This window comes from Hylemonella sp. GW821-FHT10B10, from assembly GCF_059415585.1.
This window is the reverse complement of record NZ_JBWKNN010000003.1, coordinates 139,784-165,244: the sequence shown is the minus strand read 5'-3', so window position 1 is coordinate 165,244 and position 25,461 is coordinate 139,784. Positions and strand designations below refer to the sequence as shown.

Here is a 25,461-nt window from a genome sequence, read left to right as displayed (position 1 = left end):
TCATCTGATCCGGTCAGGAGGTTTGCCATGGCTCACGAAAGCATCCGCATCATCCACGAGGAGCACGCCGCCCTGTCGGCCATGCTGCAATCGCTGCGCATGATGGTCCAGCGCGGCCCGGGAGATGCCCCCGGGGCGTTTTTCGATGTGCTGCGCGCCATGCTCTTCTACATCGACGAATTTCCCGAGCGCCTGCACCATACCAAGGAAAGCCAGCTGCTGTTCCCGCGCGTGCTGGAGCGCGCACCGCATCTCAAGGAGACCATGGACAGGCTGGAGCGCGACCATGCCCGCGGCGAAGCCACCGTGCGCGAACTGCAGCACCTGCTGCTGGCTTGGGAGTTGCTCGGTGAGTCACGCCGCAGCGTCTTCGAGGTGTCGGTCTTGCGCTACCTGGATTTCTACGTCGAGCACATGAAGCTGGAGGAAACCGTCGTGCTTCCCGAAGCCCGGCAGGTGCTCACCCCGCAGGACTGGGCCTCGCTGGACGCTGCCTTTGCCAGCAACTGCGATCCCCTGACCGGCAAATACCCGCGCGACCCCATCTATGACCGCCTGTTCACGCGCATCGTGATGCGCGCACCTGCGCCGATCGGCGTTGGCGCAGGCTGAGCCTACGTTCTAGAGCTCTTCGCTTGTCTTCTTGCCCGAGAACCAGGCCACGTAGAGCACGGGCAGCACCACCAGGGTGAGCAGGGTGGCCGTGACCAGGCCGCCGATCACCACGATGGCCAGCGGGCGCTGGGTCTCGGAGCCGATGTCATGCGACAGGGCCATGGGCAGCAGGCCCAGCGCGGCCAGCATGGCCGTCATGAGCACCGTGCGCAGGCGCTGCATGGAGCCGGTGCGCGCCGCTTCGATCACGCTGTAACCCGAGTTGCGCAGCTGCTGGAACACGGAGAGCATCACCACGCCATTGAGCACGGCCTGGCCCGACAAGGCGATGAAGCCGATGGCCGCCGACACCGACAGCGGGATGTCGAACACCCACAGGGCGATGAAGCCGCCGATCAGCGCCAGCGGCACGTTGATCAGGATCAATGCGGCCTTCTTGAAGGAGCTGAAGGCGTCGAACAGCAGCACGAAGATCAGCAGCAGGGAGATCGGCACCACCACGGACAGGCGCTGCATGGCGCGCTCCTGGTTCTCGAACTCACCCGACCAGTTGACGACGTAGTTGGCCGGCACCTTGACGTTGGCCGCCACCCTGGCCTTCATGTCCTTCACAACCGAACCCATGTCGCGGTCGCGAATGAAGATGCCGATGGCCATGGTGCGCCGGCCCGCCTCGCGCGCGATGTTCATCGCGCCGCTGGTTTCGCGGATCTCGGCCACGTTCCCGAGCGTGGTGTAGCCGCCGTCGGGGGTGGGGATGGGGGTGGCGCCCAGCGTGGCGATGCTGCGCCGCTCGGCGGGCAGGCGCACGGCCACGGCGAAGCGCCGTTCGCCTTCCCACAGGCTGGTGCTGGCCTTGCCAGCCAAGGCGGCCTCGATCACGTCCTGGATGTCGCTCACATTGAGACCGTAGCGGGCCGCACGCTCTCGGTCGATATTGATCAGCAGCTGAGGCAGTTCACCCAGGCGGTCGATCTCGGCGCGGTAGACACCCGCCACCTGGCGGATCTCGCGCTCGATGGCCTCGGCCGTCTGGCGCAGCTCGATCAGGTCGTCACCGGCCACCTTGATCACGATCTGGCCGTCGATCTGCGAGATCGATTCCAGCACGTTGTCGCGGATGGGCTGCGAGAAGATCGGCACCAGACCCGGGATGGCGACGACGGCATGCTCCATCTCGTTGATCAGATCCTCCCGCGTCAGGCCCTTGCGCCACTGCTCCTGCGGCTTGATGTCGACAAAGACCTCGGCCATGCTGATGGTCTTGGGGTCGGTACCGTCTTCGGGTTGGCCGGCCTTGGAGACCGTGGTGCGTACCTCGGGCACGGTCAGCAGGGCCTGGCGGGCCTGGTGCAGCATGCGGGCCGCCTCGTCATTGGAGACGCTGGCGGGCAGGCGCAGGTTGACCCAGAGCGTGCCTTCGTTGAGTTCGGGCAGGAATTCTGAGCCCAGGCGCGCCGCGGCGCCCATGCCCAGCACGAAGGCGGACAGGGCGATGATCACCACCTTGCGGCGGCGGGTCAGTGCCCAGTCCAGGACCGGCGCGTAGACGCGTTTGGCGGCGGCGATCACGCGGTTGTCACCGTGCGGCAGCTTCTTGCGCAACATCCAGTAGGCCAGCAGGGGCACCAGCGTGAGCGAGAAGATCAGCGAGCCGACCAGGGCGGTGGTGACGGACAGCGCCATGGGCTGGAAGATCCGGCCTTCGTGGCGCTGCAGCGCAAAGATCGGGATGTGCGCGGCGATGATGATGAGCATGGAGAACAGCGTGGGCCGCCCCACCTCGTTGGCCGCGTCGATGATGGTCTGGCGCCGTTCGCTGTCGGACATGTTCTCGCTGTCCTTCTCGAGCCGGTGCATGATGTTCTCGATCACGATCACCGCACCGTCGACGATGATTCCGAAGTCCATGGCGCCCAGCGACAGCAGGTTGGCCGGCACGCCCATGATCTTCAGGCCCATGAACGTCGCCAGCAGCGCCAGCGGGATCACCACCACCACGGCCAGACTGGCGCGTAGGTTGGACAGGAAGATGTAGAGCACCAGGGAGACCAGCAGCGCGCCCTCGACCAGGTTGCGGAACACCGTGGACAGGGTCTTGCCCATGAGCCAGGAGCGGTCGTAGAAGGGCACGATCTGCACGCCGGGTGGCAGGCCCCGTTCGTTGAGCTCGGCTACCTTCTCCTTCACGCCCTTGAGCACCTCGCTGGGGTTCTCGCCCTTGCGCATCACCACGATGCCGGTGATGACGTCGTCGTCCATGTCCTGTCCCACGGTGCCCAGGCGCGGCACGGCGCCGATCTGTACGCGTGCGATGTCGCGGATCAGGATGGGCGTGCCGTTGCGGGAAGCCACCACGATGCGGCCGATGTCGTCGGCCGAGCGCAGCAGGCCGATGCCGCGGATGGCGTACTGCTGCACGCCCTGGGCCACGTAACTGCCGCCGGCGTTGGAATTGCCCCGCTCCAGCGCATCGAGCAGGTTCTGGAAGGTCAGCTTGTAGGCGCGCAGCTTGTCCAGGTCGGGCTGCACTTCGTACTGCTTGATGAAGCCGCCCATGGCGACCACGTCGGCCACACCGGACACCTGGCGCAGCGAACGCTCGACCACCCAGTCCTGCAGGGTGCGCAGCTCGGTGGTGGACTTGCCGTCGCCACGCAGGCGGTAACGCATGACTTCGCCCACCGGCGTGGCGTTGGGCGCGATGTTGGCTTCCACCCCGGCCGGCAGGTCCACGCTGCGCAGGCGTTCATTGACCTGCTGGCGCACCTCCAGCACCTTGGCCGCGTCGTCATACGTCACGACGGTGAAGGACAGGCCGAACTGGGTGTGAGAGAAGACGCGGATGGAATTGGGCAGGCCGGCGAGCGCCATCTCGATGGGCAGCGTGACCTGCTTTTCCACCTCTTCGGCGGCGCGGCCCGGGAAGAGCGCAATCACCGTGACCTGCGTGTCGGTGACGTCGGGGAAGGCTTCGACCGAGAGGTTCTTGAAGGCGATGACCCCTGCCATCACGAAGAGCAGGGTGCCCAGCACGATGAACAGCGGCTGGTGCACCGCATACTGGATGAGGCGTTTCATGGACGCGGCGCCCCGGCTTCTGCGGCGGCCGGTTTGCTCTCGCTCTCGGCCAGGCGGAACTGGCGTGCCAGCAGCAGCACATTGTCCGTCACCACCTGTTCACCGGACTGCAGGCCGCTGGAGATCACGACCTCGCGGCTGCCCTCATAGCTCAGTTCCACCCGGCGCGGCTCGAAAGTACCTGGCTGGGTCTGCACGAACACACGGTGCTGGGAGCCATGCAGCAGCACGGCCGAGGCTGGCACCACCAGGCCGCGTTCGAAGCGGCGCTCGAAGAGGGCCGTGGCCAGCATCTCGGCCTTGAGCAGGCGTTTCGGGTTGGCCACGCTGGCGCGGACCTTGATCGTGCGGGTCAGCGGGTCGATGAAGTCGGAGCTGGTCACGATGCGGCCCTCGAACTCCTGGCCTGCCAGCGCCGGCACGCGCAGCTTGAAACGCTGGCCTGGTCGCACCACGCCGATCTCGGTCTCGCGCGCGTCGATCTGCAGCCACAGCGAGGCCGGATCGGTCACCACGAACAGCGCTGGCACACCCGGGCCGCTGAGCTCGGGCCGCAGTTCCTGGCCCGGGTTGACGTTGCGCTCGACCACCATGCCGGCGAGGCTGGCACTGAGCACCAGCTGCTGGTTGATGCTGCCGCTGCCACCGTACAGGCGGGTGCGGGCCTGGGCACGGTCCACCTCGGCGCGAGCGCGTTCCTGGTCGGCTTCGGCCTGTTCCAGTTCCTTGCGCGCGATGATGCCGGCATCGAACAACTCGCGTTGGCGCTGCAGGGCCTTGGCGGCCAGGCGGGCGTCGGCCTCGGCGCGCGCGGTGTCGCTTTGCGCCTGACCGAAGTCCGGCGAAGCCAGCACGGCCAGCGGGGCGCCGGCCGATACGTGCTGGCCGACATCGACCTTGATGGCCGTGACGCGGCCGGCGAAGGAGGGGTAGATGCGCTGCGTGCGTTCCTCGTTCCAGACCAGCTTGGCGGGCAATTCCACCGTGATGGGCTGGGCGGCAGCGGCGGCGGCGACCGGCAGCAGTTGCAGTTGTGGGTGGCCCGCGGTAAAGCGCAGCTGCTGGCCCTGGACGATGGGGGCGGGTGCCTCGGCCTGCGGGGCCGGGGCCTCACCGCAGGCGACCAGCAGCAGGACGCAAAGCGACAGAGGGAGGGAGCGGTTCAGCATGGTTAGGCAACGCTTCGGTACAAAAGTGGAGGGGCAGTGGCGAGAGGGCTCAGGGCTGGGCGGCAGCCACTGCCTGGCCGCTGCGCAGCTGCCAGGCCCCCAGGGCCTTGGCATGTTCGCTGCGTGCGGCCACGGCGTCCAGCACAGTGGTGCGCAGGGTACGGCGCGCGTCCAGCAGGTCGGTCAGCGAGAGGGCACCCTTGCGGTAGGCCAGTTCGGCGCCCTCGGCCACGCGACGTGCGCGTGGCAGGATTTCGGCATCATAGGCGTTGGCGCGCACGGCCGCGCTCTGCAACTCATGTTGCAGGCGTTGTAGTTCCAGGCGCGTCTGGCGCCGGATCTTCTCCAGCGCGGCCTCGGCCTGCGCGAGCTGGGCGCTGGCGCGGCCAATCTCGCCTTCGTAGCCATAGCCCCATTGCAGCGGCATGGACATGCGCAGCGCGACCAGGGCCGAGGAGGTGCCGGGGTAATGGTCATAGGACACACCCACCGTGATGTCCGACTTTTTCTGTGCGCTGCTGCTGTCCAGGGCCGCCTGGGCCGCCTGTACCCGGGCACGCGCGGCGCCCACATCGGCGCGGGCCTCGACCAGTTCGTCCAGCCCGACGGTGGTGGATGGCGTGGCCGGCAGCAGGGGCCAGTCGGCGCGGGCCTGCAGCTGTTCGGGCGCCGGGGCCAGCACGGTCAGTTGCCACAGCACGAGGGCGGCGCGGCGCTGTTCCAGCTCGGCCTGGTGCAGGTCCGCGCGTGCACGCTGGGCCTCGATCTCGGTGCGCGCCGTTTCCTGGGCCGACACGTCACCGGCCTGCAGGCGCCGCCCGGCGATGCGGGCCAGTTCGTCGGCGTTGCGTTCGATCTGGGCGATCTCGGCCACGCGCTCCTGGGCCGCCAGCAGGTCATAAAAACCGGACAGGGCCGCCAGGCGCTGCTGCATGCCGGTCTCCTGCAGTTCAGCGCGGGCCGCGTCGGCGGCGCGCTGGGCGGTCAAGGTGCGCAATTCGCGCTTGTTGCCGCGCTCCCAGGTCCAGTCCAGGCCGATCGACTTGTCGTAACGCTGTTCGGTCCAGGCATTGCCGTTGCCGTTGCCGTTCTGCAGGTCGATCTGGCTGACGCTGGCCGAAAGCACGGGAAAGGGCGCGCGGTCGGCGCTGGTGATGTCGGCCTGGGCGCCGGCCAGGGTACGCCGCGCCAGCACGACGTCCAGATTGTCCTGGGCGGCCTGCAGGGCCTGCTGCAGGGAGACGGGCAGGGGCGCAGCGGCCGGTGTCTGGGCCTGGGCGGCCACCGACAGCAGCAGGCTGCTCAACAACAATAACTGACGTATGCTCATGGATCGATCCACTCGGGGGGATTGAGTGTCTCCGGCCACGCCTGACCGCCGACTGACTGCCCCCTTGGTGAAAATGCGTACAAAGTCCCAGTAACGAGCCCTTTCACCATGAGAATCCTGCTGGTCGAAGACGATCCCGTGCTGCGCGAAGTCATGCGCCTGAGCCTGCGTGATGCCGGGCACCGCGTGGACGAGGCCGGCACCCTGGAGCAGGCCGCGCATTTCTGGCGCGTGCAGCCATTCGACGCGGTCCTGCTGGACCTGAACCTGCCACAAAGCGATGCGCAGAACAGTCCCCTGGCCAACGGCCTGACGCTGCTGCGCGAGGCGCGCGCGCGAGGCGACCGCACACCCGTGCTGGTCCTCACCGCCCGCAACCGCACCGATGAGCGCATCGCCGGCCTGGACGCCGGGGCCGACGACTACCTGGGCAAACCTTTTGAACTGGCCGAAGTCGAGGCGCGCCTGCGTGCCCTGGTGCGCCGCACCGCGGGCACCGATGACCTGTTCGAGATCGGTCGCCTGAGCCTGGACCGCAAGGCGCGGCGCTTCACCATCGATGGCCTGTTGCTGGAACTGCCGGCGCGGGAGTTCGAGGTGTTGTGGGAACTCATGACCCCGCCCGGGCGGGTGGTCAGCAAGCGCAGCCTGTCGGACAAGCTCTCCGACTTCAGCGAGGCCCTGGGCGATAACGCGCTGGAGGCCTTCATCTCGCGGCTGCGCAAGAAACTCGGCGGCAGCGGCGCGCGCATCCGCACCCTGCGCGGCCTGGGTTATGCGCTGGAGCGCGGTGACGGGGGAGGCGAGGCTTGAGCACTGCGCCGCTGCCGGCCGCAACGCTCGACAAGCCCTCCTTGCGCGCGCGCTTGGTGCGCCATGTGTTGCTGCCCCTGGCGCTGACCTGGCTGCTCGGCTCGGCTGTCACCGTGGCCGTGGCCTACCACTTTGCACAGAAGGCCTTTGACCGCGCCCTGCTCGACGACGCCTACGCCCTGGCTTCACGCGTGCGTTTCCTGCCCCAGGGCCTGGCGCTGGAGCTGTCCAGCCGCGAGATGAGCACGGTGCTATTCGACCAGAGCGAGAGCATCTATTTCGTGGTGCGTCGTGCCGACGGCTCCGTCATGGCCGGCCACCCCGGGCTGCGCGCGCCCATGCCGCGCAGCCCGGACACCATCCTGTTTTCTGAGGCCATCTACGAAGGCCAGCCCCTGCGCACGGTGACGGTAGTGCAGGACGAGCCCGACAATTTCACCGTCATGGTGGGACAGACCACACGCAGCCGGCGCACCCTGCTGCGTGACGTGTTGACCTATTCGGTGGTGCCGCAGATCGCGCTCCTGGTCCTGCTGGCAGCATGGTTGCGCGGCATCATTGGCCAGGAACTGCGGCCCTTGAACGCCTTGCAACATTCGGTGGAGCAGCGCGACGCGCTGGATCTGACGCCGGTGCCGGTCTCGGCCAGTTCGCGCGACATCGAGCACCTGGGCACGGCCATCAATGCGCTGCTGGGGCGGGTGAGCCAGAGCATGCAGGCGCAGCGCGAGTTCTCCGGCAATGTGGCGCATGAGTTGCGCACCCCGCTGGCCGGCATCCGCGCGCTGGCCGAGTACGGTCTGGCGCAGGCCGAGCCGGCGGTCTGGCGCGAACAGCTGCAGCGCATCGGGTCCAGCGAGGCCCGCGCCAGCCGCCTGGTCGAACAGCTGCTGGCCCTGGCCCTGGCCGACGAGGCCGATGCCGGCGTGCAGAACGAGCCGGTCGCGCTGGACGAGGTGGTGCGTGAGACCGTGTTGCGCTACCTGCCGCGTGCCGACGCCATGGGCGTGGACCTGGGCGTGCAGGGTCTGGAACAGCCCGTGCACGTGGCCGGTAATGTGGCGCTGATCGAGGGCATCCTCGGCAATCTGCTGGACAACGCCCTGCGCTACGGCCGCGCCCCGGCCGGCCAGGCCAGTACGCTGACCGTGGAGCTGGCGCGCGAGGGCGAAGGCGTGCGGCTTTCGGTGATCGACAACGGTCCCGGCCTGAGCCTGAGCGAGCGTCGCCATCTGATGCAGCGTGGCGTGCGCGGCCTGCATGCCGAAAGCCTGGGCCAGGGCGCCGGCCTGGGCCTGGCCATCGTGGCCAAGTTTGCCGAGCTGATGGATGCCCATTTCGAATTGAGCAATGCACCGGCCGGCCCAGGCCTGTGCGCCAGTGTGAATTTCCAGCGGCCGCCGGGCTGAACAGGCCCTAGAAACGCGTGCCGAAGGCCAGGCGCCACATGTCCTGTGGTGTGAAGTTGACCTTGGGGTCGTAGCTCAGGCGCAGAAACCAGCGGGGCCAGTCATAGGCCACGGACAGGCCGGTGCGCTCGATCATCTCGTCTTCCACCAGTCCGCGTTTGTAGAGCAGGTCGACGGTCAGGCGATGACCCTCGGGCAGCGGTGTCCGGTAGACCAGGTGCAGGTGCTGCTGGTCGGGGTTCAGGCGGTCGTCACGTACGTACACCAGACCCAGCGAGGGGCCCTCGGCCCAGCGGTAGCCGCCGCTGAGGCTGTAGGCGTCGTTGGGGTCGAAGTTCAGGTTGACGGTCTCGCGCTGGTTGGTGCGCCCGAAACCGGCACCGACGTACCAGTCCTCGCCGGTTTCCACACCCACGCTGCCGTTGAGCGCGCCGCCCGTGGCCAGCTGCGCCGAGGGCTGGATGCGCACCGCCCCCACCGTCCAGTTGCGATCCCAGCCTACGCGGTCCTGGACCAGCTCGCGCGCCGGGGCCACATAACGGCCGATCCAGACATTGCCCAGCGCGGAGCTGTGGCGCAGGTTGAGGTCGGTCGAATCGCTGCTGGCTTCGCCGCCGCCGCTGGACTGGTACAGGCCCGCCGTCAGCTTGAAGGCTGGGGCGGCTGCCTTTTCGCCGTCCTGTGCCCAGGCGGCATGCAGGGCCAGGCCCAGACAGGCGGCGGTCGAGATGCGGATGAAATGAAGTTGCAAAACGGCTCTCCTAGAATGCCTGCATGAAGTTTGCCACCATCCTCGCCGGCCTCCTGTTGGCTGCGCCGGCCTGGGCCGCCCGTCCTTTTGTGACGGACGACGCCCGCCTCACCACGGCGGGCAGCTGCCAGCTGGAGAGCTGGACGCGCCTGTACGAAGGCAGCAGCGAATTCTGGGCCCTGCCGGCCTGCAACCCGACGGGCAATCTGGAGATCACGCTGGGGGGCGGCCGCGCCAGCTACAGCGGGGCCAGCACGAGCGACGACTACGTCCTGCAGTTCAAGACCCTGTTCAAACCTTTGACCACCAATGGCTGGGGCCTGGGCATTGCGGCTGGACGGGTCGAGCACCCGGAGATCGCGCCCGGCCCCAACCAGCTGGGCAACACCTATGTCTACCTGCCCCTCTCGCTGTCTTTTGCCGAAGACCGTTTTGTCCTGCACGCCAATGCGGGCTGGCTGCGTGACAAGGCCAGCAACCAGGAGCGCAGCACCTGGGGCCTGGGCGGCGAGTACTACCCCTATCCACGCCTGGCCGTGATCGCCGAGTCTTTCGGCGACGACAAGGGCCGGCCCTATTGGCAGACCGGCCTGCGGTATTCGGTGATCCCCAATCTCTTCCAGCTCGACGCCACGACGGGGCAGCAGGCCGGGGGCGACAGCGCCAGTCGCTGGTTGTCCTTCGGCTTGCGCTGGACGCCCGATCGTCTATTCTGAGGTCCGATTTCTCCAGGAGTGCCCCACGATGAAATACCTTTATTCAAGCCTCGTTTTGCTGTTGTGTTCGGCCCTGCCGACGGCGGGTCAGGCGCAGACCGCGCCAAAGCTCAAGACCGGGGAACAGGTCTACCGCGAGACCTGCATGGCCTGTCACGGCCCGGGTCTGGCCAATGCGCCGCGTGTGGGCGACAAGCAGGCCTGGGGCAAGCTGATCGCCGAGGGGCAGCACGTGCTGACGGCGCACGCCTGGGTCGGCGTGCGCGCCATGCCGCCCAAGGGTGGCCGCAACGACCTGAGCCTGGAGGAGTTTGCCCGCGCCGCCGCCTGGATGGCGCGCGAGGCAGGCGGCCACTGGCAGGACCCGGACGCACGCATGCTGGAGCGCATCCGTGCCGAGGAAAGCAAGCGCATCGAACAGCTGAAGAAACAGCCCGCCAAGGGCTGACGCTGGCGCGGCCGTTCAGGTCTTGTAGGACGGGTCCAGGCGCTCGGCCTTGCGCAGCAATGCTGGCCAGGCCAGGTTGGCACCCTGGCCGGCCGTGGCGGTTTTCATCACCCCGGCAATGCCCTGCAGGATCTTCGGGCCCACCATGACCAGCTCGCCACCGGCCTGCGCGTCGATCTGGATGCGACAGGTGTTTTCGAAGATGTACATATTGAGGAAGGCGTCGGCGATGGTCTTTCCCACGGTCAGCAGGCCGTGGTTGCGCAGCATCAGGTAGTTGGCCGTGCCCAGATCGGCCTGCAGACGCGGCTTCTCTTCATCTCGCAGGGCCACGCCCTCGTATTCGTGGTACGCCAGCGAACCCAGCACGAAGGTGGATTGCTGGCTGATCGGCAGCACCCCGTTTTTCTGCGCGCTGACCGCCACGCCGGCACGCGAGTGGGTGTGCAGTACGCAGCCTGCGTCTTCTCGCACGGCGTGGATGGCGCTGTGGATCACAAAACCGGCCGGGTTCACGGGGAAGGGCGAATCGCTGAGCTTCTTGCAGTCCTGGTCCACGCGCACCAGGCTGGAGGCCGTGATCTCGTCGAACATCAGACCGTAGGGGTTGATCAGGAAGTGGTGCTCGGGCCCGGGGATGCGTGCGCTGATGTGGGTGAAGACCAGGTCGCTCCAGCCGTAGGCGGCCACCAGGCGGTAGGCCGCGGCGAGGTCGCAGCGCAGCTGCCATTCCTGTTCGCTGACGACTTCCTTGAGGGAGGGGATGTGCATGGTGTCTCCTTGCTTGTGGGTGCGCTTGTCGCACTGTCCACCATGCCGGCGCCAGGATCAACGCCTGGGGGTCACGTGGGCGACGCGGCGCGGAATTCGCTGGGGCTGAGTCCCGTGTGTTCGCGGAACACGCGGCTGAAGTGCGAGAGGTTGTTGAAACCCCAGGACAGGGCGATCTCGGTGATGGGCCGCGTCTGCGCCATGGGGTGCTGCAGCTCGCGCACGCAGGCCTCCACACGCAGGGTCTGGATGTAGCTGGCCAGGGTCTGCTCTTCGTCTCCGAAGGCGTTGTAGAGGTGGCGCTTGCTGCAGTTCAGGGCCACGGCAATCTGCGCCACGCTGAGATCGGGGTCGCGCAGGTGCAGGGCCACATAACCGCGGATGCGGTCTTTCAGCGCCGCGCGCTGCGTCAGCTGCGTTTCCTGGCCCGAGAGTTCGATCAGTGAGAGGCGCACCAGCTGTGCTATCAGTTCGCCCGCGCCGCGTGCCGCGTCTGCGCTCATGTGGGGCAGCTCCTGGAAGGTGCTGCGCATGGTGGACAGTGCAACGCGTGCGATACCACTGGCACCGCCCACGGGCCGAGCCATCAGGTTTTCCAGGCGCAGGCCGCGCTCGATCATCTGTGCCTTGGGCAGCATGACGATGAGATGCTCCACGCGTTCGGGGTTGGCCACCGAGTAGCTGCCCGTGGTGTCGTAGATGGTCCAGGCGCCCGGGGCCACCCAAGCCTGGCGGCCCATCTGCTCCACGCCGGCGCGGCCCTTCATGGGTGCGACGATCTTGAGGTAACCCTCTTCGCTGGCGCGCACCATGCCCTGCGTGCGCACCACGCGGTGGCGGTTGGCTTCGAGCTTGGTGAGGATGAGGTCGCCCGCGCGGGCCGAAGCCATGTGGCCATCGAAGTCGGTGTCGCCGTAGAGGTCGGACTCCAGGCCGCCGAACTGCTTCCACACCCAGTCGCGCCAGACCGGCGCGCGGTCGGCAGGTGCGTAATCGTCGGTGGTGACGGCCGTGGCATGGGTCATGGTGGCCGGATTATCGGCGTATCACTGTGCCGGGACAAACCCGAAGCCTAGGGTTAACCCTAGAGCTCTTGCATGAACCGTCAACTACTTTGTGCACGTTCAGCAAAGCCACAAGCCACCGGGCTTTCTAGTATTGCTGTGCGATTCCGAAAAGTACATCCACCGGAGACAACCATGGTTCAACAAACAAAACGCACCCTGCTCAAAGGCACTGCCGCCGCTGTCGGCGCCGCCACCTTTGCCCCGCATCTGCTGGCTGCCGCCCCGGTACGGGTGGGCTATGCCATGGCCCGCACCGGCCCCTGGACCGGCGGCGCCCAGGTCAGCCAGGAACCCAACTACCTGTTGTGGGCCGAGCAGCAGAACGCCGCGGGCGGCCTGAACGTCAAGGGCGAGAAGCGCCCGATCGAGCTCATCAGCTCCGACGACCGCAGCGACATCGAGACCTGCGTGCGCTCCTATGAAAAACTCATGGGCTCGGACAAGGTAGATCTGGTGCTGCCGCCCTGGGGCTCCAACGCCAACTTCGCGGTCGCCCCGCTGGCCAATCGCTTCGGCTACCCCTTTCTGGCGCCCACGGCCCTGTCCAAGCAGCTCATCGCCATGAAGCTGCCCTACTTCTTCCTGATGCTGCAGCAGCCGGCGCCCATGACCCAGGCCCTGGTGGACATGCTCAAGGCCAATGGCGTGAAGAGCGTGGCCGTCATCTATGTGGACGATCTGTTCGGCCTGGAGAACTACGCTGCGCTGCGCGTGGCCCTGCAAGGCTCCGGCATCCAGATGGTGGAGGACAAGAGCTACCCGGGTGGCGTGAAGGACCTGTCGCCCGTGCTGCGCTCCATGAAGGACAAGAACCCCGACGCCTTCATCGGCTTCACCTACCCGCCCGACACCATCCTGGCCAGCAAGCAGGCCAAGGAGATCGGTTTCAACCCCAAGTACTTCTACGCCTCGGTCGGCACCGCTTTCCAGCTCTACCGTAACGTCATGACGCCGGCCGGCGCCGAGGGCGTGCTGGGCATGGGCTCGTGGAACAGCAAGACCAGCCCCGGCGCCAAGGCCTATTTCGACGCGCACACCAAGAAGTTTGGCGGTAAGGAACCCGATCGCTGGGCCAGCGGCGCCTGCTGGGCCTCGCTGGAGATCCTCACCAATGCCGTGGCCAAGCACGGCCTGGACCGCAAGGCTATCCGTGACTACGTGGCCGGCACCACCCACAAGACCATCCTCGGGGACATCCGGTTCGAGGGCAGCGAGAACGTGGGCACCCCGGGCACCGTGGGCCAGTGGCAAAAGGGCGAGTTCGAAGTGGTGTGGCCGGCCAAGGTCGCCACCGCCAAGCTCGCCCCCAAGCCGGCTTGGTAAAGCCCCCCTGAGTCGGCCTTGAGGCCGCCTTCCCCCTGTGGGGGACGCCACCAGCGGACCGGCAAAGCCGGTTCCGCGGTGGCTGCTCGATAACTCCCCCTTGCCTCCCTTCATCGTCTCTGCATGTCACTCACTGCCTGGCTCGAACTGATTGCCTCCGGTCTCATCACCGGGGGCATCTATGCGCTGGTTGCCCTGGGGCTCAACCTCCAGTACGGCCTGATGCGCATCCTCAACATCGCCCACGGTGAGTTCCTCATGGTGGGGGCCTACCTGACCTGGCTGGTTCAGACGCAGTTCGGCATCTCGCCCTTGCTCATGGTGCCCGTGGCCTTCCTCGTGTTGCTGCTGCTGGGTGTGGTGCTGCACTTCCTGTGTTTCCGCCGGCTGACCGCCACCTCGCCCAACCTCGACGTCTTCGAGGCGCGCGGTCTGATGGTCGCCTTCGGCCTCATGTTCCTGGTGCAGAACTTCGTGTCCTGGTTGTGGGGCGGGGACCTGCGCGGTTACGACTACCTGACCGAGCCCGTGAAGTTCGGCGAAGTGCAGTTCGCGGCCAACAAGCTGCTGGTCTTTTTCCTGGCCCTGCTGTTCGCGGGTGCGCTCATCGTGCTCCTGCGCCTGACCCTGCTGGGCAAGGGCGTACGCGCCCTCATGCAGTCGGCCATCGGCGCGCAGCTCATGGGCATCGATACCAAGCGCCTGCACCCGCTGATGTTCGGCATCGGCCTGGGACTCTCCGGCGTTGCCGGCGCGCTCCTGTCCATGGCCTACACCATCACCCCTTACATGGGCCAGCCCTACACCGTGACTGCGCTCATCGTCATCACCCTGGGCGGTTTCGGCAGCATGGGTGGTGCGCTGATCGGCGGCCTTTTCCTGGGCGTGATCGAGGCGTTCGGCATGCACTTCACCAACCCCTCGCTCAAGGCCCTGCTGTCCTACGTGGTGTTCATCGCCGTGCTGCTGCTGCGTCCTGAAGGCCTCTTTACCCGCAAAAGCAGGAAAGCATGATGAGCATCGCCGGACCGCTCCAAGATGCGAAGACCCCTTTGGGGGGCAGCGCAGTACATGAAATGACAAGCGTGGTGGCTCGATGAATTCGCGTCAATTCCTCATCCGCGACCTGCTGGTGCTACTGGCTTTTGCCGGTTGGTGCCTGGCCCTGCCGTTCTACGCCAGCGAGTTCGTCGTCTCCATGGCGCTGACCTGCCTGATGTACGTGGCCCTGTCTTCCAGCTGGGGCCTGTTCTGTGGCAGCACGCGCTACCTCTCCCTGGCCACCTCGGCCTTCTTCGGCATCGGCGCCTACACCTCGGCCATCCTGCTGGGCCAGTTCAGCTGGGTCGAGACCATTGCCATCGGCGCGGGCATTGCCGTGCTCGTCGCCATCGTCATGGGCGCGGCCGTGCTGCATCTGCGCGGTACCTACTTCGCGGTGCTGACCTTCGGCATGACCGAGCTGATCCTGCACGCGGTGACCTATTTCGAGAAGACCGTCACCGGCACCGTGGGGCGCGTACTCACCGTGGTGCCCGAGCGCGACACCATCTACCTCACCATGCTGGCCCTGGCTTTGCTGGCGGTGGCCACCTCCATCTGGGTGCGGCGCACGCGTTTCGGCTTGGCCTTGATGGGCATCGGTGCGGACGAGCAGCGGGCCCAGACCCTGGGCGTGAACACGCGTCTGGTCAAGATAGCGGGTTTTGCGCTCACCGCGGCCTTTGCCGGCGCCGTGGGCGCGGCCATGGCTGTGCGCTGGACCTATATCGATCCGCACACGGTGTTCAACCCCTTCATCGGTTTCCAGACCGTGCTGATCACACTGATCGGTGGCGTGCTAACGCTCTGGGGCCCCCTGTTGGCTGCCATCATCTTCAGCGTGCTGGCCGAGTCCTTGCGCCTGCAGTTCCCACAGATCTACCTGATGTACCTGGGCCTGCTGCTGATCCTGTGTGTGCTCTATCTGCCGGGCGGTCTGGCCTCCCTGCGCTGGGCGACTTTCACGGGCTGGTGGAACGACAGCCGTGACTGGGCCAGGGACCTCAAGAGTGAGTTGAGTGGCGAGAAGGAACGTGAGAAGCAGCGCACGAGGCGCCGCGAGAAGGAGAGCCACTTTGTCTGAACAAGCCCTTCCTCTGCTGGAGGCGCACAACGTGACGGTGCGTTTCGGTGGCCTGGTGGCCGTGGACGCCGTCAGCGCCAGTTTTGCGCCTGGTGAACTGGTGGGCATCATTGGCCCCAACGGTGCCGGCAAGACCACTTTCTTCAACGCCATCTCGGGGGTGCAGGCGCCCACCTCGGGCCGTCTCGTTTCTCATGGGCGCAACCTGACCGGTCGCGGCCCGCACCGCTATGCAGCCCACGGCGTGGCGCGCACCTTCCAGACCCCGCGCGTGTTTTCCGACATGAGCGTGACAGCCAATATCGAGTTCGGCCTCAAGTTCGCCGGCCGTCGCCGTCGCAAGTATGTGTTCTGGGGCGACGAGCTCGGTGTGCCCTGGGCCCTGCGGGACGCCATGAGCATCCTGCAGCTCATCGGGCTTTCGGCCCAGGCTGAGCTGCCGGCCGCGGCCATCACGCCTTCGCAGCAACGCCTGCTGGAGATCGGCATGGCCCTGGCCACCCGGCCCAAGCTCTTGTTGCTCGACGAGGTGGCCGCCGGCCTGACCGAGTCCGAGATCGAGGAGATGGCCCGGCTGATCCGCCGCCTGCGTGACGAGCTGGACCTGACCGTGATCTGGATCGAGCATGCCGTCACTACGTTGCTGCGCCATGTGGAGCGCGTCATCGTGCTGCACCAGGGCCGCAAGATTGCCGACGACACGCCCGCCAACGTGGTGCGCAACCCCGAGGTCATCGAAGCCTATCTGGGCGACGAGATGGCCGAGCCTGCCAGCGAAGACGAGGAGGTGGCCGCATGATGTGGTACCGCGACGCCCCCTTCGTGCTGGGGGACCAGAAACACGCACAGCTGCAGGTGCGCGGCCTGAGCGCCGGCTACGGCGCCTTCCTCGTGCTGCGTGATCTGCGCCTGGAGGTCAAGCCCGGCCTCACCGTGATCCTCGGTCCCAACGGCGCCGGCAAGACCACGCTGCTCAAGGCCTTGATGGGCCTGATCCCGCGCCGCGGCATGGTACTGCTCGATGGCGAGGATCTGCCCGAGAAAACCCATGAGATCGTACGCAGCGGCGTGACCCTGGTGGCCGAGGGCCGCCAGCTTTTCCCGCAGATGACGGTGCTGGAGAACCTGGAGCTGGGCGGCTGGCTCGTGGCCCGGGCCGAACGCGCGCGTCGCCTGGAGCAGGTCCTGGTGAACTTTCCCAAGCTGCGCGAGCGGGCCCAGCAGCTGGCCGGCACCATGAGCGGTGGCGAGCAGCAGATGGTGGCCGTGGCGCGCGCCATGATGAGTGCGCCGCGCCTGCTCATGCTGGACGAACCCTCGCTAGGCCTGGCGCCCCGCATGGTCGACGAGCTGCTGGCCATCGCGCGGCGCATCGCGGACGCGGGCACCACCGTGCTCATGGTGGAGCAGAACGTCAAGAAGGCGCTGGCCGTGGCGGACCGCGGCTATGTCCTGGAGCGCGGCACGCTGGTGGCCAGCGGCCCGGCCAAGCTGCTTCAACGCTCCAACGTCGTGCGCGAGGCCTACCTCGGTGCCGACGCGGCTGATCACACCACCGCCGCGGATGCCGTGCAGCGTCGCCGCAAGACCACCACTGTTTAACGAACCGATCTAGTCAAGGAGAAAACCATGTCCGACATGTCCATGCTCATCAATGGCCTCAAAGTGACGGCTGAGCGCGGCGCCACTTTCGAGCGTCGCAACCCGCTGGACGGCAGCGTGGCCTCCCGTGCGCCCGCCGCTTCGCCTGCCGATGCCGTGATGGCCGTCGAGGCTGCAGCCGAGGCCTTCAAGTCCTGGAGCCTGACCGGCCCCAGCGAACGGCGCATGCTCTTGCTCAAGGCCGCCGATGCGCTGGAGGCCAAGACCCCGCAGTTCATCGAGGCCGTGGCTGCGGAGACCGGCGCCTCGGGCCAGTGGGCCGGCTTCAACGTCTTCCTGGCTGCCGGCATGATCCGCGAGGCTGCCGCACTGACCACCCAGGTGGCCGGCGAGGTGATCCCCTCTGACGTGCCGGGCTCCCTTTCCATGGCCGTGCGCCAGCCCGCCGGTGTGGTGCTGGGCATTGCCCCCTGGAACGCGCCCGTCATCCTGGGTACACGTGCCATCTGCGTGCCCCTGGCTTGCGGCAACACCGTGGTGATGAAGGGTTCGGAGAACTGTCCGCGCACCCACCAGCTCATCATCGAGGCCTTCCAGGAAGCGGGTTTCCCGCCCGGTGTGGTGAACTACATCACCAACGCCCCGGCCGATGCCGGCGTGGTGGTGGAAGCCATGGTGGCCCACCCGGCCGTGCGCCGTGTGAACTTCACCGGCTCCACCCGCGTGGGCAAGATCATTGCGATGACCTGCGCCAAGTACCTCAAGCCCGTGGTGCTCGAACTCGGTGGCAAAGCCCCCATGGTCATCCTGGACGACGCCGACATCGATGACGCCGTCAACGGCGCGGCCTTTGGCTGCTTCGCCAACAGCGGCCAGATCTGCATGAGCACCGAACGCATCATCGTGGACCAGAAGATTGCTGACGCCTTCGTCAAGAAGTTCGTCGAGAAGGCCAAGGCGCTGCCGCTGGGTGATCCGCGCAAGCCCGAACCGGTGGTGCTGGGCTCGGTGATCGGCATGAGCACCGTCGAGCATTGCAACGCGCTGATCGATGACGCACTGGCCAAGGGCGCCAAGCTGTTGTGCGGCGGTAAGGCCACCACCACGCTGATGCCCGCCACGGTGCTGGACCATGTCACCCCGGCCATGAAGATCTACCATGAGGAAAGCTTTGGCCCGGTCAAACCCATCGTGCGCGTCAATGGTGTGGAGGAGGCCGTGGCCTGCGCCAACGACAACGAGTACGGCCTGTCCTCGGCCGTGTTCGGTGGCGACATTGCGCGGGCCTTTAATGTGGCGCGCCGCATCGACTCGGGCATCTGCCACGTCAACGGTCCCACGGTGCATGACGAGGCCCAGATGCCCTTCGGTGGGGTCAAGGGTTCAGGTATCGGCCGCTTCGGCGGCAAGGCCGGCATCAACGAGTTCACCGAGCTGCGCTGGATCACCATGCAGACTACGCCGCGGCACTACCCCTTCTAAGAAGAACAAGACCGAAGAACAACAAGAAGCTTCTTCGACTCCACCGCGCTCACCGGCCTGCCCGGCGGGCGCGGTTTCTTTTTAGAGGAACATGCCGCCCGACGCTTCGATGCGTTGCGCATTGATCCAGCGGCCACCGGGTGAGAGCAGGGCGGCGATGGCGCCGCCGATGTCGTCGGGCAGGCCCACGCGGCCCAGCGCCGTCTGCGAAGCGACGAAGGCATTGAGCTGCGCGTTGTCGCGCACGGCGCCACCGCCGAAGTCGGTCTCGATGGCGCCCGGGGCGATCACGTTGACCGCGATGCCGCGCGGGCCCAGCTCCTTGGCCAGGTAGCGCGTGAGCACCTCGACGCCGCCCTTCATGGCGCCATAGGCCGCGTAGCCCGGCAGCGCAAAACGTGCTAGCCCTGACGATACGTTGAGGATGCGCCCGCCGTCGTTGATCTGCGGCAACAGCTTCTGTGTGAGGAAGAACACACCTTTGAGGTGGATGTTCATCAGCGTGTCGAACTGCGCCTCCGTGGTCTCGGCAAAACTCGCGTGCACGCCGGTGCCGGCGTTGTTGACGAGAAAGTCGAAGCGTTCACGCTGCCATTCATCGGCGAGCACGGCACGCAGGCGGCTGGCGAAGTTTTCAAAACCCGGCGTGTTGCTGGTGTCCAGTTCCAGGGTGGCGGCACGCCGGCCCAAGGCACGGATCTGGGCGACCACGCTTTCGGCCTCGGCCAGATTGCTGCGGTAGGTCACGATCACGTCCGTGCCCTGGGCGGCAAGGGCCAGGGCGGCGTTACGGCCCAGGCCGCGGCTGCCGCCGGTGATCAGGGCGATGGGGGTGGGGGTCTGTTTGGCTTCCATGGGGTCCTCTTTCAGAGTGGTGAGTCGATGGAGGGACTGTATTGATCTTGTTGGATTAGATAAATGGATAATCAATGACTACATTGTTCGGATGTTCTGAACAATAGGAGCCGTCCATGCTGCGTCCTGAGCTCTTGCAGATCTATGCCCGCGTGGCCGAACTGGCCAGCTTCACCCAGGCGGCCGACAGCCTGGGCCTGCCCAAAGCCAGCGTTTCGCAGGCGGTGCAACAACTCGAAGCCACCCTGGGCACGCGTCTGCTCCTGCGGACCACGCGCCGGGTGCAGACCACGCCTGATGGCCAGTTGTTCTATGAGCGCTGCAAGGATGTGTTGGCGGATGTGGACGAACTCCAGTCCATGTTCCAGCAGGGTGCGCAGGCGTTACGCGGCCGCCTGCGCGTGGACATGCCCAGCGGTGTCGCCCGCCAACAGGTGCTGCCGCACCTGGGTGAATTCCTCGCCTTGCACCCGTTACTGGACCTGGAACTCAGCAGCACAGACCGGCGCGTGGACCTGGTGCGCGAAGGCTTCGACTGCGTGCTGCGCGTGGGCCAGCTCGAGGACTCTGCCCTGGTCGCACGGCCTCTGGGCAGGCTGGTGCAGCTCAACTGCGCCAGCCCCGGCTATCTCGCGGCCCACGGCACGCCGCGCACACTGGAGGATCTGGCGCAACACAAGCTCGTGCACTACGTGCCCACGCTGGGCGCCAAGCCCGTGGGCTGGGAGTACGTGGTGGACGGCCAGACCCTGCGCCTGCCCATGGCCGGCGCGCTCGCGGTCAACGACACAGGTGCTTATGCGGCGGCTTGTGTGGCCGGTATCGGGCTGATCCAGGCGCCGGCCATTGGCATGCGGCCCTTGATCGAGCAGGGGCAGCTGGTGGAAGTGTTGCCCGAGTGGCGAGCCCCGTCCATGTCCATGTCCCTGCTCTACGCCCATCGCCGCCACCTGCCTCGGCGGGTGCAGGTCTTCATGAACTGGTTGGCCGCCTTGCTGGCGCCTGAACTCGAGGCAACGTAGAAGCTCAGGCTGTGGCCCGCTCCAGCCAATGCAGGTAATGCAGCGCCTGCTCCGTGCTCTCGCCGCACATGGCGGGCGAAGGCGCCAGGCTGGCGCAGACCGCGGGCCGTTCAGGCCGGCCGAAGATCAGGCAGCGTCCGTCCGCGTCCAGCTGCACGCAACGGACCCCCGCCGGCTTGCCTTGCGGCATGCCGGGGATGGGGCTGGAGATTGACGGCGCGATGCAGCAGGCAGCGCAGCCGGGGCGGCAATCCATGACGCTACAGAATTGATAGCGCCTAGCTGTTCAGCTTCTGCGCTGCCGACGTCACCTGCGTGATCACGGTCTGCACCGATTTGCGGTGGGATTCGCTGACGAGCCCGCCCTGCGGGTCGAAGGCCTCGGCGGCGCGGCCCAGCGCGAAATTCTCGGGCGCGACCCAGCACTTCAGGTTCATGAGCAGGGGCACCAGATGGCTTTGCGAGCGCAGGCCGCCCAGGGCGCCGGGCGAGGCGCTGAGCACACCCACCACCTTGCCGCGGAAGGGTTTGTAGCCGTCGACCCAGTCAGCGTTGCCTGGGACGGAGCGCGAGAGCCAGTCGATGGTGTTCTTGACCAGGGCGGGGTAACTCGCGTTGTATTCGGGCGTGCAGATGATCCAGGCCGGGTGCTCGAACATGATCTGCTTGAGCTTGACCACATCGGGGGGCGTGCCGCGCTCCTCGAGATCGCCGTTGTACATGGGTATGTCGAAGTCGCCGAGTTCGAGGTGGGTTACCTCGACACCACCGGCCCGGGCCAGCTCAACGGTGGCGCGGGCGAGTTTGCGGTTGAAGGACTGTTGGCGGGTGCTGCCGGCGAAGACGAGGAGTTTCATGGGCTGGATTGGACCATAGTCCCCTGGGGCCTGCTTTGCGTCGCTGGCGAAAAATGAGGCAGCCCGGTAAAATCTCATCCTCCCGGGCCACACGGCCCCTATGCGCCCGCAGGCGCTCCTGGTCTCCCATGCTCTACCCACAAGAATTCGATGTCATCGTCGTCGGCGGCGGCCATGCCGGCACGGAAGCCGCGCTCGCCGCTGCGCGCATGGGCGCCAAGACTCTGCTGCTCACGCACAACATCGAGACCCTGGGTCAGATGAGCTGCAACCCGTCCATCGGCGGCATCGGCAAGGGCCACCTGGTCAAGGAGGTCGATGCGCTGGGCGGGGCCATGGCGATTGCCACGGACGAGGGCGGCATCCAGTTCCGCATCCTCAACAGTTCCAAGGGCCCGGCCGTGCGCGCCACCCGAGCCCAGGCCGACCGCATACTTTATAAGGCGGCCATCCGCCGCCGCCTGGAAAACCAGCCCAACCTCTGTCTGTTCCAGCAGGCCGTGGACGACCTGATGGTGGAGGGCGACCGCGTGGTCGGCGCCGTGACCCAGGTGGGCATCAAGTTCCGAAGCCGCACGGTGGTGCTGACCGCCGGTACTTTCCTGGATGGCAAGATCCACGTCGGTCTGAACAACTATTCGGCCGGCCGCGCGGGCGATCCGCCGGCCGTCAGCCTCTCGGCCCGGCTCAAGGAGCTCAAGCTGCCGCAGGCCCGCCTCAAGACCGGCACCCCGCCGCGCATCGACGGCCGTTCCATCGATTTCTCGCAATGTACCGAGCAGCCGGGCGACGGTGTGCCGGGTGGTTTGAACGAAGGGCAGGGCGTGCCGGTGTTCAGCTTCATGGGCAAGGCCTCCATGCACCCGGAGCAGATGCCCTGCTGGATCACCCACACCAACGAACGTACGCACGAGATCATCCGCTCCGGCTTCGACCGCAGCCCCATGTTCACAGGCAAGATCGAGGGCGTGGGCCCGCGCTATTGCCCCAGCGTGGAAGACAAGATCAACCGGTTTGCCGACAAGGACAGCCACCAGATCTTCCTGGAACCCGAAGGCCTGACAACCAACGAGTACTACCCCAACGGTATCTCGACCAGCCTGCCCTTTGATATTCAGTACGACCTGGTCCGCTCCATGAAGGGGCTGGAGAACGCCCATATCCTGCGCCCGGGTTACGCCATCGAGTACGACTATTTCGACCCGCGCTCCCTCAAGGGCAACTTCGAGACCAAGCAAATACAGGGATTGTTCTTTGCCGGCCAGATCAATGGCACGACCGGTTATGAAGAGGCGGCGGCCCAGGGGCTGTTCGCCGGCATCAATGCCGCACTCCAATGCCGGGGCGCCGAAGCTTGGCAGCCGCGCCGTGACGAAGCCTATCTGGGCGTGCTGGTTGACGACCTCACCACCCAGGGTGTGACCGAGCCTTACCGCATGTTCACCAGCCGGGCCGAGTTCCGCCTGCAGCTGCGCGAAGACAATGCCGACCTGCGTCTGACCGAAACCGGCCGCCAGCTGGGTCTGGTGGATGACGCCCGCTGGGATGCTTTCTGCCGCAAGCGTGATGCTGTTTCACGTGAAACCGAACGCCTCAAGGCCACCTGGATCAACCCCCGCATCCTGTCCGCGGCCGAAGCCGAGCGGGTGCTGGGTACGACCATCGAGCACGAATACCACCTGTTCGACCTGTTGCGCCGACCCGATGTGAGCTACGCCGGCCTCATGTCCCTGGACGGCGGCAAGTATTCCAACCCCGATGTTTCACGTGAAACCCTGGGCGAGCTGACCGACACCGTGGTCGAGCAGCTGGAAATCGCGGCCAAGTATTCGGGCTACATCGACCGCCAGAAGGATGAAGTGGAGCGGGCTGCCCATTACGAAAACCTCAAACTTCCGGTTGATCTGGACTATCTGCAGGTCACAGCCCTGTCCATCGAAGCCCGGCAGAAGTTGCAAAAGCACCGTCCGGAAACCCTGGGCCAGGCTTCCCGCATCTCCGGCATCACGCCCGCCAGCATCTCCCTGCTGCTGATCCACCTGAAAAAGGGTGGCTTCCGCGGCTTCGCCAAGACCGAAGTGGCCGAGGCGGCATGAGCCTCGACCTGCAGACGACCCTGAAAAACGGGGTGGCCGAGCTCGGCCTGGACCTGTCCGAGGCCCAGATCGGGCAGCTTCTGGACTACCTGGCCCTGATCCAGAAGTGGACCAAGGTCTACAACCTGACGGCCGTGCGCGACCCGGCCGAGATGCTGACCCACCATTTGCTGGACAGCCTGGCTGTCATCCGTCCGCTAAGACAGCAACTCACTGGTCGCCAGCCGGTAGATGGTCGGGGCTTCCGCCTGCTGGACGTCGGGTCCGGCGCCGGCCTGCCTGGGGTGGTCATCGCCATCTGCTGTCCGGACATTGCCGTGAGCTGCGTGGACACGGTGGCCAAAAAAGCCACGTTCATCCAGCAGGCGGCCCTGACTTTGAAGCTTTCCAACCTCAAAGGCCTGCACGCCCGGGTAGAAAGCCTGGAGGACCGCTACGACGTGGTCAGCTCCCGGGCCTTCGCTTCCCTGCTGGACTTCACCAACTGGTCCCGCTCGGCCCTGGCGTCGACCGGGGTCTGGATGGCGATGAAGGGCAAACATCCGGCGGACGAGCTGGCGGTTTTGCCTGCGGATGTTTCGGTGTTTCACGTGGAACAGCTTTCGGTTCCTGGTTTGGGGGCGGAGCGGTGCATTGTTTGGATGCGCTTGGCTTCGGCCTGAGTCTCTGCCTGCCGGCACCTTTTCTTCCCCTCCCTATCCCCCCGGCCCCCTTCTCACCCCCGCCGGGGCGGGAAGGGGGAGCCCAATTTGACATTTGGTTTGCCTGCTACGCTTCTACGGGGTGATGTCGCCGCCATGGATTGGGCGCCCACATTCTTCGGAGGCGGTCGTAGTAAATGGTGTTGAGCCGCTGCGGCACTGGCTGGCAGCTGCGCGCCAGCGACGAGAAAACAGCGAGGCGGTTGGTCTTCAGGACTCGGAAACGGTAGGCCGGCGTAGCCAACCACCGTTAGTGGCTAACTACTTTCGAACCGTTGACTTCGACCACAGCCCATAAATCCAGGTAAACCAAAGGCCGCGGCGACGCCCCGCTTCGTAGAAGTGTGGCCGGATGGCCGAGCACCAAATCCAGGCCCCCTCTCCCGCCCGGTGGGGCGGGAGAGGGCGGGGGGGGAGAGTGGGGGGAAACAAAAGTCTCCCGTAGGGAAAAATCCAGGCGAAAAACGGGCATCTTGTTCCACGTGAAACAAAAACCCGGGCAAACCAGCACGCCTCCAAGCCAGAACCCCAGAAAAGCTGCCGTACACTCAACCCTTCCATCGAGCCCCCGTTCAGGACTGCATTCCCCCATGTTTGGCGTTGCCGATTACGGCGCTTTTGTCGTCACAGTCATCATTTTTCTGCTGATCCCGGGCCCCGGCAATCTGGCGCTGATCACCTCCACCAGCAAGGGCGGGGTGCGTGGCGGGTTGGCTGCCACCCTGGGGGTCATCCTCGGGGACCAGGTTCTGATGTGGGCCGCGGTGGCCGGTGTGGCCGCATTGTTGATCACCTACCCCACGGCCTTCGAACTGCTGCAGTGGTGTGGCGCGGTGTACCTTGCTTTCCTCGGGATCCGGATGTTGGCGGCCGAGCCCGGTGCGGCGCCCGTGCTCAACATCAAGGCCGGTCACTACCTACGCCAGGCCATGGTCATCACCCTGCTGAACCCCAAGGCCATCATGTTCTACCTGGCCTTCTTCCCACTTTTCGTCGACCCGTCCCAGCACCAGGGCCTGTTCACCTTCGGCTTCATGGCCGTGACGATCGCTTTTCTGACTTTTCTCTACGGTCTGGGCATGACCCTGCTCACGCACTTTCTGGCCGACCGTCTGCGCGCCAACCCGCTGTTTGGTCGTGTGCTCGAGAAAATCGCTGGCCTCTGCCTGATCGGCTTCGGCTTGCGTCTTGCTTTCACCCGCTGATCTTTAGATAACAAAAGGGAAGA

General features: G+C 66.1%; 24 protein-coding genes. 15 read left to right on the top strand and 9 right to left on the bottom strand.

What is annotated here, in order from left to right; genetic code table 11:
• Positions 1-27 precede the first annotated feature (27 nt).
• Entirely contained in the window at positions 28-612 is a 585-nt protein-coding gene (locus AC07NT_RS14340) for a hemerythrin domain-containing protein (protein WP_498599446.1), read from the top strand.
• Positions 613-621: 9 nt separating this feature from the next.
• Here the strand turns inward: AC07NT_RS14340 and AC07NT_RS14335 are convergent, their stop codons facing one another.
• The 3 genes from AC07NT_RS14335 to AC07NT_RS14325 are packed head-to-tail and all read right to left on the bottom strand — an operon-like array spanning position 622 to position 6,195.
• Complete coding sequence (locus tag AC07NT_RS14335; protein ID WP_498599447.1) at positions 622-3,696, bottom strand: efflux RND transporter permease subunit; 3,075 nt, start codon at positions 3,694-3,696, stop codon at positions 622-624.
• Positions 3,693-4,865 carry an efflux RND transporter periplasmic adaptor subunit gene (locus AC07NT_RS14330; RefSeq protein ID WP_498599448.1) on the bottom strand — a complete coding sequence of 391 codons (1,173 nt, stop codon included), beginning with the start codon at positions 4,863-4,865 and terminating at the stop codon, positions 3,693-3,695. Before AC07NT_RS14330 ends, AC07NT_RS14335 begins: the two co-directional genes overlap by 4 nt.
• Positions 4,866-4,914: 49 nt before the next feature.
• On the bottom strand, positions 4,915-6,195 hold the full coding sequence (locus AC07NT_RS14325; RefSeq protein WP_498599449.1) for a TolC family protein: 1,281 nt from the start codon (positions 6,193-6,195) through the stop codon (positions 4,915-4,917).
• Positions 6,196-6,303: 108 nt separating this feature from the next.
• Between AC07NT_RS14325 and AC07NT_RS14320 the strand changes: the two genes are divergently transcribed.
• Positions 6,304-7,008 carry a response regulator transcription factor gene (locus AC07NT_RS14320; protein ID WP_498599450.1) on the top strand — a complete coding sequence of 235 codons (705 nt, stop codon included), beginning with the start codon at positions 6,304-6,306 and terminating at the stop codon, positions 7,006-7,008.
• Entirely contained in the window at positions 7,005-8,417 is a 1,413-nt protein-coding gene (locus AC07NT_RS14315) for a sensor histidine kinase (RefSeq protein ID WP_498599451.1), read from the top strand. The genes AC07NT_RS14320 and AC07NT_RS14315 overlap by 4 nt, the downstream gene beginning before the upstream one ends.
• A 7-nt stretch (positions 8,418-8,424) precedes the next feature.
• On the opposite strand, the gene AC07NT_RS14310 is transcribed toward AC07NT_RS14315, so the two are convergent.
• On the bottom strand, positions 8,425-9,168 hold the full coding sequence (locus AC07NT_RS14310) for a hypothetical protein (protein WP_498599452.1): 744 nt from the start codon (positions 9,166-9,168) through the stop codon (positions 8,425-8,427).
• A 23-nt stretch (positions 9,169-9,191) separates the two neighbouring features.
• Here AC07NT_RS14310 and AC07NT_RS14305 point away from each other — a divergent pair, with 23 nt between their 5' ends.
• Both AC07NT_RS14305 and AC07NT_RS14300 read left to right on the top strand, forming a co-directional pair.
• The gene (locus AC07NT_RS14305) at positions 9,192-9,884 is read left to right on the top strand and encodes a PA4824 family protein (protein ID WP_498599453.1); all 693 of its coding nucleotides are present in this window, start codon (positions 9,192-9,194) and stop codon (positions 9,882-9,884) included.
• A 28-nt stretch (positions 9,885-9,912) separates the two neighbouring features.
• Complete coding sequence (locus tag AC07NT_RS14300; RefSeq protein ID WP_498599454.1) at positions 9,913-10,332, top strand: c-type cytochrome; 420 nt, start codon at positions 9,913-9,915, stop codon at positions 10,330-10,332.
• A 15-nt stretch (positions 10,333-10,347) separates the two neighbouring features.
• Here the strand turns inward: AC07NT_RS14300 and AC07NT_RS14295 are convergent, their stop codons facing one another.
• Positions 10,348-11,103 (bottom strand): class II aldolase/adducin family protein, encoded by a 756-nt coding sequence (locus AC07NT_RS14295; protein WP_498599455.1) that lies wholly within the window; start codon positions 11,101-11,103, stop codon positions 10,348-10,350.
• A 71-nt stretch (positions 11,104-11,174) separates the two neighbouring features.
• Entirely contained in the window at positions 11,175-12,128 is a 954-nt protein-coding gene (locus AC07NT_RS14290) for an AraC-like ligand-binding domain-containing protein (RefSeq protein WP_498599456.1), read from the bottom strand.
• Between the two features lie 174 nt (positions 12,129-12,302).
• Here AC07NT_RS14290 and AC07NT_RS14285 point away from each other — a divergent pair, with 174 nt between their 5' ends.
• From AC07NT_RS14285 to AC07NT_RS14260, 6 genes are all read left to right on the top strand, one after another.
• On the top strand, positions 12,303-13,493 hold the full coding sequence (locus AC07NT_RS14285) for an amino acid ABC transporter substrate-binding protein (protein WP_498599457.1): 1,191 nt from the start codon (positions 12,303-12,305) through the stop codon (positions 13,491-13,493).
• A gap of 123 nt (positions 13,494-13,616) precedes the next feature.
• Entirely contained in the window at positions 13,617-14,507 is an 891-nt protein-coding gene (locus AC07NT_RS14280; RefSeq protein ID WP_498599458.1) for a branched-chain amino acid ABC transporter permease, read from the top strand.
• Positions 14,508-14,589: 82 nt separating this feature from the next.
• On the top strand, positions 14,590-15,618 hold the full coding sequence (locus tag AC07NT_RS14275; protein ID WP_498599459.1) for a branched-chain amino acid ABC transporter permease: 1,029 nt from the start codon (positions 14,590-14,592) through the stop codon (positions 15,616-15,618).
• Positions 15,611-16,417 (top strand): ABC transporter ATP-binding protein, encoded by an 807-nt coding sequence (locus AC07NT_RS14270; RefSeq protein WP_498599460.1) that lies wholly within the window; start codon positions 15,611-15,613, stop codon positions 16,415-16,417. The genes AC07NT_RS14275 and AC07NT_RS14270 overlap by 8 nt, the downstream gene beginning before the upstream one ends.
• On the top strand, positions 16,414-17,220 hold the full coding sequence (locus AC07NT_RS14265; RefSeq protein WP_498599461.1) for an ABC transporter ATP-binding protein: 807 nt from the start codon (positions 16,414-16,416) through the stop codon (positions 17,218-17,220). The genes AC07NT_RS14270 and AC07NT_RS14265 overlap by 4 nt, the downstream gene beginning before the upstream one ends.
• Before the next feature lie 27 nt (positions 17,221-17,247).
• Positions 17,248-18,702, top strand: a complete 1,455-nt coding sequence (locus tag AC07NT_RS14260; protein WP_498599462.1) for an aldehyde dehydrogenase — start codon at positions 17,248-17,250, stop codon at positions 18,700-18,702.
• An 81-nt stretch (positions 18,703-18,783) separates the two neighbouring features.
• Here AC07NT_RS14260 and AC07NT_RS14255 read toward each other — a convergent pair whose 3' ends face one another.
• Positions 18,784-19,557 carry an SDR family NAD(P)-dependent oxidoreductase gene (locus AC07NT_RS14255; protein WP_498599463.1) on the bottom strand — a complete coding sequence of 258 codons (774 nt, stop codon included), beginning with the start codon at positions 19,555-19,557 and terminating at the stop codon, positions 18,784-18,786.
• Between the two features lie 116 nt (positions 19,558-19,673).
• Between AC07NT_RS14255 and AC07NT_RS14250 the strand changes: the two genes are divergently transcribed.
• Positions 19,674-20,579 carry a LysR substrate-binding domain-containing protein gene (locus tag AC07NT_RS14250; protein WP_498599464.1) on the top strand — a complete coding sequence of 302 codons (906 nt, stop codon included), beginning with the start codon at positions 19,674-19,676 and terminating at the stop codon, positions 20,577-20,579.
• Between the two features lie 4 nt (positions 20,580-20,583).
• Here AC07NT_RS14250 and AC07NT_RS14245 read toward each other — a convergent pair whose 3' ends face one another.
• Complete coding sequence (locus AC07NT_RS14245; protein WP_498599465.1) at positions 20,584-20,835, bottom strand: YkgJ family cysteine cluster protein; 252 nt, start codon at positions 20,833-20,835, stop codon at positions 20,584-20,586.
• Positions 20,836-20,857: 22 nt separating this feature from the next.
• Positions 20,858-21,436: an NADPH-dependent FMN reductase gene (locus AC07NT_RS14240; RefSeq protein WP_498599466.1), complete on the bottom strand. Its 579-nt coding sequence runs from the start codon at positions 21,434-21,436 to the stop codon at positions 20,858-20,860.
• A 128-nt stretch (positions 21,437-21,564) separates the two neighbouring features.
• Here AC07NT_RS14240 and mnmG point away from each other — a divergent pair, with 128 nt between their 5' ends.
• The 3 genes from mnmG (at position 21,565) to AC07NT_RS14225 (ending at position 25,438) form a co-directional block, all read left to right on the top strand.
• Positions 21,565-23,532, top strand: a complete 1,968-nt coding sequence (gene mnmG, locus AC07NT_RS14235) for a tRNA uridine-5-carboxymethylaminomethyl(34) synthesis enzyme MnmG (RefSeq protein WP_498599467.1) — start codon at positions 21,565-21,567, stop codon at positions 23,530-23,532.
• Positions 23,529-24,194, top strand: coding sequence for a 16S rRNA (guanine(527)-N(7))-methyltransferase RsmG (gene rsmG, locus AC07NT_RS14230; protein WP_498599468.1), 666 nt, complete (start codon positions 23,529-23,531; stop codon positions 24,192-24,194). Before mnmG ends, rsmG begins: the two co-directional genes overlap by 4 nt.
• A gap of 629 nt (positions 24,195-24,823) precedes the next feature.
• The gene (locus AC07NT_RS14225) at positions 24,824-25,438 is read left to right on the top strand and encodes a LysE family translocator (protein ID WP_498599469.1); all 615 of its coding nucleotides are present in this window, start codon (positions 24,824-24,826) and stop codon (positions 25,436-25,438) included.
• Positions 25,439-25,461: the final 23 nt, after the last annotated feature.

What these genes read in the sequence shown, in the direction of transcription:
- AC07NT_RS14340 (WP_498599446.1), top strand. Translation starts at nt 28, where the DNA reads ATGGCTCACGAAAGCATCCGCATCATCCACGAGGAGCACGCCGCCCTG.
- AC07NT_RS14335 (WP_498599447.1), bottom strand. Translation starts at nt 3,696, where the DNA reads ATGAAACGCCTCATCCAGTATGCGGTGCACCAGCCGCTGTTCATCGTG.
- AC07NT_RS14330 (WP_498599448.1), bottom strand. Translation starts at nt 4,865, where the DNA reads ATGCTGAACCGCTCCCTCCCTCTGTCGCTTTGCGTCCTGCTGCTGGTC.
- AC07NT_RS14325 (WP_498599449.1), bottom strand. Translation starts at nt 6,195, where the DNA reads ATGAGCATACGTCAGTTATTGTTGTTGAGCAGCCTGCTGCTGTCGGTG.
- AC07NT_RS14320 (WP_498599450.1), top strand. Translation starts at nt 6,304, where the DNA reads ATGAGAATCCTGCTGGTCGAAGACGATCCCGTGCTGCGCGAAGTCATG.
- AC07NT_RS14305 (WP_498599453.1), top strand. Translation starts at nt 9,192, where the DNA reads ATGAAGTTTGCCACCATCCTCGCCGGCCTCCTGTTGGCTGCGCCGGCC.
- AC07NT_RS14300 (WP_498599454.1), top strand. Translation starts at nt 9,913, where the DNA reads ATGAAATACCTTTATTCAAGCCTCGTTTTGCTGTTGTGTTCGGCCCTG.
- AC07NT_RS14295 (WP_498599455.1), bottom strand. Translation starts at nt 11,103, where the DNA reads ATGCACATCCCCTCCCTCAAGGAAGTCGTCAGCGAACAGGAATGGCAG.
- AC07NT_RS14290 (WP_498599456.1), bottom strand. Translation starts at nt 12,128, where the DNA reads ATGACCCATGCCACGGCCGTCACCACCGACGATTACGCACCTGCCGAC.
- AC07NT_RS14285 (WP_498599457.1), top strand. Translation starts at nt 12,303, where the DNA reads ATGGTTCAACAAACAAAACGCACCCTGCTCAAAGGCACTGCCGCCGCT.
- AC07NT_RS14280 (WP_498599458.1), top strand. Translation starts at nt 13,617, where the DNA reads ATGTCACTCACTGCCTGGCTCGAACTGATTGCCTCCGGTCTCATCACC.
- AC07NT_RS14275 (WP_498599459.1), top strand. Translation starts at nt 14,590, where the DNA reads ATGAATTCGCGTCAATTCCTCATCCGCGACCTGCTGGTGCTACTGGCT.
- AC07NT_RS14265 (WP_498599461.1), top strand. Translation starts at nt 16,414, where the DNA reads ATGATGTGGTACCGCGACGCCCCCTTCGTGCTGGGGGACCAGAAACAC.
- AC07NT_RS14260 (WP_498599462.1), top strand. Translation starts at nt 17,248, where the DNA reads ATGTCCGACATGTCCATGCTCATCAATGGCCTCAAAGTGACGGCTGAG.
- AC07NT_RS14255 (WP_498599463.1), bottom strand. Translation starts at nt 19,557, where the DNA reads ATGGAAGCCAAACAGACCCCCACCCCCATCGCCCTGATCACCGGCGGC.
- AC07NT_RS14250 (WP_498599464.1), top strand. Translation starts at nt 19,674, where the DNA reads ATGCTGCGTCCTGAGCTCTTGCAGATCTATGCCCGCGTGGCCGAACTG.
- AC07NT_RS14245 (WP_498599465.1), bottom strand. Translation starts at nt 20,835, where the DNA reads ATGGATTGCCGCCCCGGCTGCGCTGCCTGCTGCATCGCGCCGTCAATC.
- AC07NT_RS14240 (WP_498599466.1), bottom strand. Translation starts at nt 21,436, where the DNA reads ATGAAACTCCTCGTCTTCGCCGGCAGCACCCGCCAACAGTCCTTCAAC.
- mnmG (WP_498599467.1), top strand. Translation starts at nt 21,565, where the DNA reads ATGCTCTACCCACAAGAATTCGATGTCATCGTCGTCGGCGGCGGCCAT.
- rsmG (WP_498599468.1), top strand. Translation starts at nt 23,529, where the DNA reads ATGAGCCTCGACCTGCAGACGACCCTGAAAAACGGGGTGGCCGAGCTC.
- AC07NT_RS14225 (WP_498599469.1), top strand. Translation starts at nt 24,824, where the DNA reads ATGTTTGGCGTTGCCGATTACGGCGCTTTTGTCGTCACAGTCATCATT.